The following is a 3574-nucleotide window of genomic DNA, read 5'->3' as shown; positions in this document are numbered from 1 at the left end:
TCAATGTCCGTCTTAGTGAGGGCGTATTATAGAGACTTTATTCTTGGTGTCAATCGTTTATTTAAATTTTTTTAATCTTATTTATTTACTTCGCTTTTAGCGTTGTTGTTGATTATTTATTGCAAGAAAGATTACTTAGAATCGAATCTAACTAAAATCAACAACTCATAACTCATAACTCAATATAAATGAGACATTGAGCAAAAGCATCAGCATTATTATCGATTTTAATTAAGAACCACTCAGGATTTTATCGACTTGTTTCGATGTATTAGAGTTATTAACGGCTTACCTTAGCTTTAATCGTTGAGAAAATACCTGATAAGGCATAAATAATACCGATAGCTAAAATACCTACTGGAATGTCATAAAGTACAATAGCCATTATCAATACACCGATAATCAAAGCAACAAAAGGTACTTTTTTTCTATCAAACTCTTTAAAGCTATAGTATTTAATATTACTTACCATTAATAAACCACAGATAACCACCCAAATCGCAGCAATGATCTTAATTTGGGTATCATAAACACCTATCCAATGATTATGATCAATAGCGACCATAACCGAACTGGTTACCAGAATAGCTGCCAGTGGACTTGCTAAACCAACAAAAAACTTCTTATCTACTTCACCAATTTGTACATTAAAGCGGGCCAATCGAAATGCCGCACAGGCAGTGAACACAAACGCACAAGCGACGCCGATACGACCTAAAGGCTGTAACGCAAAGCTATAAATCAATATTGCGGGAGCCACCCCAAACGCAAGCATATCTGCCAAAGAGTCATACTGCTCACCAAACGGACTTTGAGCATTGAGCATACGTGCCACTCGCCCATCGGCTCCGTCTAAAATAGCCGATAAAAAGATAGCTAAGGAAGCTTTATAAAAATGACCCTGAGTACTCGATAGAATCGAAAAGAATCCAGACAATAATGAAAGAGTCGTAATTAAATTAGGGGCTAAATATACACCCTTACTAAGCACTGGCCTTCCATCTGCAACTTCATGTTCAATGACTTCAAAGGTCAAGCTGTCCAAACCCTCAATACTAGATTCGGTAGGCTTAACGTGTCTAGAATGATCAGCGCTTACGTTTTCTGGCTCTTTAGATTCTGACTCTCTAGATTCAGAGTTGGCGTTTTGTGGAGTCTTCATACTAAATCCTTCATTAATCAAAAGCTAAATTTTGCAAGAATAAGCACAATACGCTAGTTGATAAACAGTAAGCTAGTTTAGAAAAAGTAAGTTAGTTTAGAAACACTAAGTTAAATAACAATAATTATATAAACTGTTAACTTACTCACCAAATTACTCACCAACTAGCCAGCGAACACTTACCGCCTGACTCTGTGGTAACTCAGGCGCATCTTCAGGACGCATTAGTGGCTGAATGAAATTCAAAATCTCTCGAGCACTTTGATCAAACTTCCAAGGGGGATTGATAATAAGCATTCCGGTTCCATTAAGTCCGGCGGCAACATCATTTGGATAAATGTTTAATTCACATAAAAGTTGCTTACGAATACCAGTACGCTTCATTTTTTTATAAAAAAGCTCTACAGCCTCAATATTCTTGATTGGAAACCAAAGCGCATAAACACCTTGTGGCCATTTGGTCATGGTGGCTACTAATAACTCTACCAAACGGGTAAAATCTTTGTGCTCTTGCTCATAAGGAGGATCAATTAAAATCACACCACGACGTTCTATGGGAGGAATAACTGCAACTATACCTTCATAAGCATCACGGTTATGAATGCCAATGGGCAATTGGTACAACTGATAGTTTAACGCATCATACTCAGCGTTTTTATATTCGAATGCTTCTGCTCTAACTTTTACGTTTGGATGATTTTGGACATGATTGGCAATCCACCAAGGTGAGCCTGGATAAACGTGTTTATCATAAGTTTGACGAGCTTGATTAATATCATCAACATACTGACGAACAGCGTCTGGTGCTTCAGATAAATCTGCATCTAAAATCTTTAGTACACCTGCCTTGGCCTCATTCGTTTTGCGAGCTTCTTCACTACTCAAAGAATAGAGTCCTCGGCCGCCGTAAGCATCTAAAGCATAATAAGGTTTGCCCTTAGTGCTCATTTGATTTAGCAATTGTACCAGCAAAATATGTTTTGCAACGTCGGCAAAATTACCGGCGTGATAAGCGTGTTTGTAATTCATAATTTAACTTGTATTAGTATAGAAAGGTTTGTTTATAAAAATTAGTGCTATGGTAGCATAAGCTAGTTTAAAATAAGTACTTTAATGGTTAATAGTACTAATAGAGCATCAATATTGTTATTCAATTTATGCCATACTAAAATAGCAAATAACCGCTGAAAGCCACATTAATTCCACTAATTAACTTTTTTTGATTATCCATAGCTTCATTTAGTTAAGTCTATTTTGGGACTATTTAAGTCTATTTTGGGGCTATATTAAAATGAACAATAGAGATTTTACCAATGACAAATGTCGTTAATACGACCATAGAAATCAATTTATTACCTACTTCTCATAATCATCAAGATCCTATTACAGTTTCTATTCCTCCCCCTTTAAGACCAGAAGATTTGACGTCTTTTAAAATTCAAGCACAACAAGTCTTACAGTCATTGCCTCCTGACACCGATTTTAATGAACAACATAGCAAACTATTAGGATGGGACTTATCTAAAACTCAAAGGGCTTTAGACCAATCAGACTTTGAAGCAAATTGGGAAATAAGGATAAATGATGAAGTTTTAGATCGCTTCGTTAATAACGGATTTATAGTTTTTGATAATGTGTACCACCAAACGGCTTTATTGGCCTTGCAAGCAGAAAGTGGGTTTATTAACTACCGAGATGCGAAATTAACGGAAGGGGTACGTAAATCCGATATCCGAGGAGACCGCATCCGCTGGATAACTAAAGATTTTTTTGCTGGATATTACTATCTACAAAGCATTAATGAACTGGCTCACTTGCTAAATCGCGCATTGTTCGCCGGTATTCGACATAGTGAAGCGCATTACGCTTGCTATCCTCCTGGATTTGGCTATAAGTGGCATTCTGACAATCCAGTTGGGCGCCATGAACGGATTGTTTCTGCAGTATTCTATCTGAACGATGAGTGGAAACACGCAGACGGTGGACAACTTTCAATTATAGATGCCCATAATCAATGCCATCAATTATTGCCAAAAGCAAATCGCTTAGTAATTTTTGACAGTAACTTACGCCATCAAGTCGAGCTTGCGCATCGTCAACGTTATTCTATAGCTACTTGGTTACGCAGTGACGATTCCCTAATGATGCCTTAATGATGCGTTAAGAATGTATGCCCCTTTATACCAACTATATATACTGCTGTATCATGTTGCCCTTACTTTATAGATAACATGCTAAGCTAGATGCCTTATTTACCCTTTACTTGACAGGTTTTTCAACCATTATTTTTATATTTGAGGAAGTTATGAGTTCTAACGACACTACTGGGCAGAGTAATCCATTACAACAATCAAACCATCAATCAAATCATCAATCAAATCATCAATCAAATCATCAATCAAATCATCAATC

Annotated in this window: 3 protein-coding genes; 1 reads left to right on the top strand and 2 read right to left on the bottom strand. The window is 36.8% G+C overall.

Annotated elements, in window-relative coordinates; translation table 11 throughout:
* Positions 1-280: 280 nt before the first annotated feature.
* A complete protein-coding gene (gene pssA / locus QZ265_RS09030) occupies positions 281-1162 on the bottom strand; it encodes a CDP-diacylglycerol--serine O-phosphatidyltransferase (protein ID WP_296405470.1) in 882 nt (293 codons plus the stop codon).
* A 153-nt stretch (positions 1163-1315) separates the two neighbouring features.
* Positions 1316-2191: a 23S rRNA (adenine(2030)-N(6))-methyltransferase RlmJ gene (gene rlmJ, locus QZ265_RS09025; RefSeq protein ID WP_296405469.1), complete on the bottom strand. Its 876-nt coding sequence runs from the start codon at positions 2189-2191 to the stop codon at positions 1316-1318.
* 284 nt (positions 2192-2475) lie between these two features.
* Between rlmJ and QZ265_RS09020 the strand changes: the two genes are divergently transcribed.
* Positions 2476-3315 carry a 2OG-Fe(II) oxygenase gene (locus QZ265_RS09020; protein WP_296405467.1) on the top strand — a complete coding sequence of 280 codons (840 nt, stop codon included), beginning with the start codon at positions 2476-2478 and terminating at the stop codon, positions 3313-3315.
* Positions 3316-3574: the final 259 nt, after the last annotated feature.

Origin of the sequence: Psychrobacter sp., from assembly GCF_018260395.1 — a bacterium.
Taxonomy (GTDB): domain Bacteria; phylum Pseudomonadota; class Gammaproteobacteria; order Pseudomonadales; family Moraxellaceae; genus Psychrobacter.
The sequence above is the reverse complement of the archived record's forward strand: the minus strand, read 5'-3'. Positions and strand labels throughout refer to the sequence as shown.